The sequence below is a fragment of the Streptomyces sp. NPDC060209 genome (assembly GCF_042728155.1).
Lineage (GTDB): Bacteria > Actinomycetota > Actinomycetes > Streptomycetales > Streptomycetaceae > Streptomyces.
The window spans coordinates 1-6,687 of sequence record NZ_JBHWZS010000406.1 but is presented as its reverse complement, the minus strand read 5'-3'; the positions used below and the strand labels follow the sequence as shown (position 1 = coordinate 6,687).

5 protein-coding genes are annotated in these 6,687 nt (G+C 71.0%); 4 read left to right on the top strand and 1 reads right to left on the bottom strand.

Translation table 11 applies throughout. The features are described 5' to 3' along the window. Window positions 1–169 precede the first annotated feature (169 nt). Complete coding sequence (locus tag ACFWFI_RS39685; protein WP_387400325.1) at window positions 170–724, bottom strand: hypothetical protein; 555 nt, start codon at window positions 722–724, stop codon at window positions 170–172. A gap of 78 nt (window positions 725–802) precedes the next feature. On the opposite strand from ACFWFI_RS39685, the gene ACFWFI_RS39680 reads away from it, so the two are divergent. The 4 genes from ACFWFI_RS39680 to ACFWFI_RS39665 all read left to right on the top strand — a co-directional run bounded on the left by ACFWFI_RS39680 (window position 803) and on the right by ACFWFI_RS39665 (window position 6,651). Next, window positions 803–1,507 carry a response regulator transcription factor gene (locus ACFWFI_RS39680; RefSeq protein ID WP_387400323.1) on the top strand — a complete coding sequence of 235 codons (705 nt, stop codon included), beginning with the start codon at window positions 803–805 and terminating at the stop codon, window positions 1,505–1,507. Then, on the top strand, window positions 1,504–2,979 hold the full coding sequence (locus tag ACFWFI_RS39675; protein ID WP_387400321.1) for a sensor histidine kinase: 1,476 nt from the start codon (window positions 1,504–1,506) through the stop codon (window positions 2,977–2,979). Before ACFWFI_RS39680 ends, ACFWFI_RS39675 begins: the two co-directional genes overlap by 4 nt. A 170-nt stretch (window positions 2,980–3,149) precedes the next feature. Beyond that, entirely contained in the window at window positions 3,150–4,637 is a 1,488-nt protein-coding gene (locus ACFWFI_RS39670; protein ID WP_387400320.1) for a cellulose binding domain-containing protein, read from the top strand. 691 nt (window positions 4,638–5,328) lie between these two features. Further along, on the top strand, window positions 5,329–6,651 hold the full coding sequence (locus ACFWFI_RS39665; RefSeq protein WP_387400318.1) for an ABC transporter substrate-binding protein: 1,323 nt from the start codon (window positions 5,329–5,331) through the stop codon (window positions 6,649–6,651). Window positions 6,652–6,687 lie beyond the last annotated feature (36 nt).

Here is a 6,687-nt window from a genome sequence, read left to right as displayed (position 1 = left end):
CACACACAACAAAACACCAACAATCCAGCGTCGAACAGGGCCGCGCGCTCGCCGACTTCACGGGCGGCGCCGCCGTCGTCACCGACGCGGGCGCCAAAGAGTCACCGGCCCCGCCGCCCGACGCCTTCTCGTAGGGCCACGCGCGTCCGGACCCTGCCGGGCTCACGCACTACTGCTCCACGGTCTCCACCATCGGCGGATGGCCGTTCCAGGTGCAGAAGACGGAGACCGTCGCGCCCGCCCCGTCGCTGAAGTCCACCCGGATCCACTCCGGGTTCGTCCACACCTGCATCGACCAGCCCGTCTCCGGCGTTGCCGAGACCAGCTTCGCCGAGTCGTCCTCCAGCTCCAGGACGACCCTGCCGCCACGCGTCGGGTAACTCTTCACATCACCCGCGGCGGCCTGTGGAGCCGAGGTCCTCGCCGGGCTCGGACTCCCGGCCGGCGGGCGGGAGGACGGCCGCCGGGACGGACTGGACGAAGGCGTAGGGGCGGCACGGGAGGCCGTGGCGCTCGGTGAGACCGAGGGCAGGGCGCGGTGCGTCGAGGACGACACCGGCTCGTCCGTCACCTGCCCGCCCCGCGCCCCCACCGAGATCGGAACGGCGCGCGGAGGGTCGTAGACCGTCCCCGACATGACCGTGTGCACACCCCACCACGACAGGGTGACCGCCGCACCCGTGGCGAGCGACCACGCGATCGCGTGTACGAGTCCTCGTTGCATCGGGCACATCCTGCACCACCCGCACAGGCGCTGTCCTGGAGGGGACCCCGTTCCTCCGGATGGGCTACGGTGCGGCGCATGCCTAGTGTGCTCGTGGTCGAGGACGACCAGTTCGTACGTTCCGCCCTCATCCGGCACCTGACCGAGGCCTCGCACACGGTGCGGAGTGTCGGCACCGCGCTCGAAGCGCTGCGCGAGGTCGCGCACTTCCGCTTCGACGTCGTCGTCCTCGATCTAGGGCTGCCCGACCTCGACGGCGCCGAGGCGCTGAAGATGCTGCGCTCCATCACCGACGTACCCGTGATCATCGCGACCGCGCGGGACGACGAGGCCGAGATAGTCAGGCTGCTCAACGACGGTGCGGACGACTACCTGACCAAACCGTTCTCGGTGGAGCACCTCTCCGCCCGCATGGCGGCCGTCCTGCGCCGCACCCGCGGAGCCGGCGCCCAGGCGCCGCCCCCGCGCGTCCTCCAGGTCGGAGGGCTCTCCATCGACCCGCTGCGCCGCCAGGCCGAACTCGACGGCACCGCACTGGATCTGACCCGCCGCGAATTCGACCTGCTGGCCTTCCTCGCGGGCCGCCCCGGCGTCGTCGTCCCGCGCCGCGAGCTGCTGGCCGAGGTCTGGAAGCAGTCGTACGGGGACGACCAGACCATCGACGTCCACCTCTCCTGGCTGCGCCGGAAGCTGGGCGAGACGGCCGCCCGGCCGCGCTATCTGCACACCCTGCGCGGAGTCGGCGTCAAACTCGAACCACCGGCCACGGGACCGTCCGCATGAGATGGGCCCTGGTCAAGGTCTGCCTGGCCGTCACCGCCATGGTCGTGATCGCGTTCGCCGTGCCGCTGGGTCTCGTCATCAAGGAGATGGCCCGCGACCGCGCCTTCTCCGACGCCGAGCGGCAGGCCGCCACCATCGGCCCCACCCTCACGATCACCACCGACCGTGAGGAGCTGACCCGGGCCGTCCTGTCCACCGAGCCCGGCGGCCGGGGGCGCCTCGCGGTCCATGTCCCCGCCGTCGAACCGGGCGGCTCCCGAATGGAGATCGGTACCCGGCGCGCCACCCACGAGGACCTGGAGACCGTCGGCACGTCGGGTCGCGCCTCCATCGCCGACGTCCCCGGCGGCTCCGTGCTGCTCCAGCCCACCGCACTGGGCTCGGGGGGCATCGCCGTCGTGGAGGTCTTCGTGGCCGAGGACGACGTCTCCAACGGCGTCGGCACCGCCTGGCTGGTGCTCGCCGGCGTCGGCATCGCGCTGATCGTCGGCTCGGTGGCCGTGGCCGACCGGCTCGGCGTGCGGATGGTGGAGCCCGCCCAGCGGCTGGCCGGCGCCGCGCAGGACCTGGGGGAGGGGCGGCTGGGGACCAGGGTCCCCGAGGAGGGCCCCACCGAACTCCGGTCCGCCGCAGTCGCGTTCAACTCGATGGCCGACCAGGTGGTCCAGCTCCTGGCCAACGAACGCGAACTGGCCGCCGACCTCTCGCACCGGCTCCGCACCCCGTTGACGGTGCTCCGCCTCAACGCCGCCTCACTGGGGGAGGGCCCGGCCGCGGAGCAGACCAGGGCGGCCGTCGAACAGCTGGAGCACGAGGTCGACACGATCATCCGCACGGCGCGGGAGCAGCGCCCGCAGACCCAGGGCGGGCAGACGGGCGCGGGAGCCGGGTGCGACGCTTCCGAGGTCATCCGGGAACGCATGGTGTTCTGGTCGGCGCTCGCCGAGGACGAGGGGCGCACGGTGCGGCTGGCGGGCGTCGACCGCACGGTGCGGATCCCGGTGGCCAGGCCCGAACTGGCCGCCGCCCTCGACGCCTTGCTCGGCAACGTCTTCCGGCACACCCCGGAAGGCACGGCCTTCGCCGTCGATGTCCACCACAGCGGCGACGCGGTGCTCGTGCTGGTCTCGGACGCGGGGCCCGGCATACCCGATCCGGAGACCGCCCTGGCCCGGGGCGCCAGCGGGCGGAACGGAGCGCGGGGCGGCGTGGGATCGACCGGCCTAGGGCTCGACATCGTCCGCAGGGTCGCCGAATCCACCGGCGGCGACCTGCGGATCGGACGGTCGGTGCTCGGTGGCACGGAGGTACGCATCTGGATAGGGCTCGACGGCGGCCCGGCCGAGCGCGCGCGCCGGGGGCACCGGGTGGGGAGGCGGAGCGGAAGGCGGGGCCCATGGGGAGCGAGAGGGCGGAACCCTGAGCTCCGTGGCACGCCGGGGGCCGGACCGAATCTCCGGACCGACCGGTGACGGGCGAGGGCGCCGCCGATGTGACGGCCGGTCTTAACCGGCACCGATGCCCTCCTTAAGCAAACCCTAAGAACGTCAACCCGGTTCCCATGAGTGCCTTTTGCCCGGTTCGCGGCGGCTAGCGTGCAGACGCAATCACCACCCCCCGGCAGCACGAAGGCAGGAACGCGATGGGCACCAGCACGCACCGCCGCACGGCGAGCACCCGCACGAAGGCGGTCGGCGCCATCGTCGCCGCGGCGGTCGTGGGCGGCACGGTCTTCGCACTCACCGGCACGGCACAGGCGGCGGCCGTCGGTGCCACGTACACGAGGGCCAGCGGCTGGACCGGTGGCTACACCGGGCAGTACGTCGTCTCGAACGACACCGGGAAGGCCCAGTCGGGGTGGACGCTCGAATTCGACCTGCCCGCCGGCACGAAGATCGACTCCCTCTGGAACGGTGAGCACACCGTCAGCGGCAACCACGTCACCGTGAAGCCCGCCAGCTGGAACAAGGACATCGCGCCGGGCGCATCCGTGACGGTCGGCTTCGTCGCCGCCTCCGCCGGGACCGCCGCCGACCCGGAGGGCTGTCTCATCAACGACGCCGCGTGCTCCGCGGACGGCGGCGCCACGCCGGAACCGAGCGGACGCCCGACCGGCACCCCGACGTCCGCGCCCACGTCGACACCCGCGCCCACGGCGACGCCCTCGGGGACCGCGACGGCCGAGCCGACACGGACACCGACGGCCGAGCCGTCCGAGACGCCCGGCGGCACGGCAGGCGGGGCCGGATTCGCGCCGTACGTCGACACGTCGCTCTACCCCGCCTACGACCTCCTGGACACCGTGTCCAGGACGGGCGTCAAGGAGTTCAATCTGGCGTTCATCACCTCGGGCGGCAGCTGCGCCCCGCTCTGGGGCGGGGTCACGGGGCTCGCCGACGACAAGGTGGCGGCCCAGATCGCCGCGCTGCGGGCCAAGGGCGGCGACGTGCGGGTCAGCTTCGGCGGAGCGGCAGGCGCCGAACTGGCACTGCACTGCTCCTCGGCGGCCGAGCTCGCCACGGCGTACGGCAAGGTCATCGACACCTACGGGCTGACCAAGGTCGACTTCGACATCGAGGGCGGGGCGCTGCCCGACACCGCCGCCAACTCCCGCCGCTCGCAGGCCATCGCCCAGCTCCAGAAGTCGCACCCCGGTCTGGACGTGTCCTTCACGCTGCCCGTGATGCCCGAGGGCCTGACCCAGCCGGGCGTGGATCTGATCGCGGACGCGAAGAAGAACGGCGTGGCCATCGGCGCGGTCAACATCATGGCGATGGACTACGGGGCGTCGTACAGCGGGGACATGGGCGGTTACGCCACCCAGGCCGCCACCGCCACGCAGGCGCAGATCAAGGGTGTGCTCGGGCTCTCGGACGCGGCGGCCTGGAAGGCGGTCGCGGTCACCCCGATGATCGGCGTGAACGACGTCGCCACCGAGATCTTCACCGTCGAGGACGCCACGCAGCTGGTGAGGTTCGCGCAGGAGAAGGGCATCGGCGGGCTGGCGATGTGGTCGGGCACGCGGGACGCGCAGTGCGCGGGCGGTGCGAAGCCGACCGCGGACGCGAGCTGCAGCTCGATCCTCCAGGAGCCGCTGGCCTTCACCAAGGCGTTCGGCGCCTTCGGGTAGCCCGACGCCCCTTTCGACCACCACCTCCACGCGCGCCCCGGCCGGCCCCCCACACCCCCCACACCCGGCCGGGGCGCACGCCCCTTCGCGTCCGCCTCCGCGGCATGCGGAGGGGCCCCGTCGTGTCCGTCCTGTCCCACCCGTGCGGAATGAAGCGGAACCTCCCCGCCCCCTGGTGGAGTTCGGGGAAAGAACACGGAAACGCCCCGCGACCCCCCTGCGCACCCTCATGGCGTCCTGCCCCGTTCATTTTCCGGCGGGCATCTCCGGGCGGCAGACGTCGTGGGCACCGTTTCGAACGCGGCGCGGAATTCTGCGCCATGAACCGGCCCTTCCCGGGGCCGGACGGGCGGATGACCGCTCAACACCCCTTTGACCTGCGGGAATTGGGTGGCCGCCTCGCTCCGCATGCAGGGCGCGAAGGTAAAGGCAAGCCTTCGGTCGGACACGTTCCCGTGACTTGCAGGACACGCTCGGGCAACGGAAGCGTCTTCAACTCTTGACACCCACCCCCTTGAGGCAGCAATCTTCCGGCATCAGCGCATGGGAGCGCTCCCATATCGAACGAGGTTTTTCGCTCGTACGGGGACGGCACCGCCCATGTCCTCTCCGTACCACTGGCACCCGCACCACCAGCGCGTATGCCGAGCAGATCGAACGCCAGTCCCACCCTGGAACAAGGAGTAGTGGAATGCGCATCACCCGCACCGTCGCAGGTCGAGGCCGCAGAACCGCCGTCATGGCCACCACGGGCCTCTCGGCCGCCGCCCTGCTGCTGACCGGCTGCAGCGACTCGGGATCGGAATCCGACGAGGCCGACGCGAACGGGAACATCACCCTGACCGTGGCCGACTTCGGACAGTTCGGCTACAAGGAGGCGGGGCTCTTCGCGAAGTACCACGAGCTCCACCCGAACATCACGGTCAAGGAAAACGTCACGGCCGACGAGAAGGTCTACTACCCCAAGTTCCTCCAGCAGCTCAACACGGGCAGCGGCCTGGCCGACGTGCAGGGCATCGAGGTCGGCCGTGTGAAGGAGCTCGTCGACACCAAGGCGGACGCCTTCACCGACCTCTCCAAGGTGATCGACCCCGACCAGTGGGTGAACTGGAAGGCGCTGCAGGCGAGCACCGACGAGGGCAAGGTCATCGGTGCCGGCACCGACATCGGCCCCATGTCGATCTGTTACCGCCGCGACCTCTTCGAGCAGGCCGGCCTGCCGACCGAGCGCACCGAGGTCGCCGCGAAGCTCGCCGGTGGCTGGGAGGACTACCTCGCGCTCGGTGAGGAGTTCAAGAAGAAGGCCCCCAAGGACACCTTCTTCATGGACTCCGCCAGCGCCATGTACAACGGCGTGGTCAGCTCGGACTCGGAGCAGTACTACTCCAAGGACGGCAAGGCGATCTACAAGGAGAGCGCCGGCGTCAAGGCGGGCTGGAAGCTCGCCAGCGAGGCGGTCGACAAGAAGCTGACCCAGGGCCTGGCCCAGTTCAGCCCGCCGTGGCAGGCGGCCCTGCGGAAGGGCAGCATCGCCACCGTGGCGTGCCCCGCATGGATGGCGGCGCAGATCTCCACGTACGCCGGTGACGGGTTCAAGGGCAAGTGGGACATCGCCCGCACCCCGGGTGAGACCGCGGCCAACTGGGGCGGTTCGTTCCTCTCCGTGCCCGCGAAGGGCAAGCACGTCAAGGAGGCCGGTGAACTCGTCAAGTGGCTGACCGCGCCCGAGCAGCAGGCCGCCGTGTTCAAGGCCGCCGGTCTCTTCCCGTCGAACAAGGGCGCCTACGAGCTCCCCGACGTGAAGACCGCCAAGCTGGAGTACTTCAACAACGCCCCGATCGGTGAGATCTACGCCGAAGAGGCGCAGGTCATCCCGGCCGCGGTGCTCGGCCCGAAGGACGGTGTCATCAAGGACACCATCTCCACCCAGATCAACAACATGGAGCAGCGGGGCACCAAGCCGGACGACGCCTGGAAGGCGGCGACCGAGGCGATCGACAAGGTGATCGGCTGACCCTCGCCGGTGCGGGCGGCCGGGACGACTTCCACG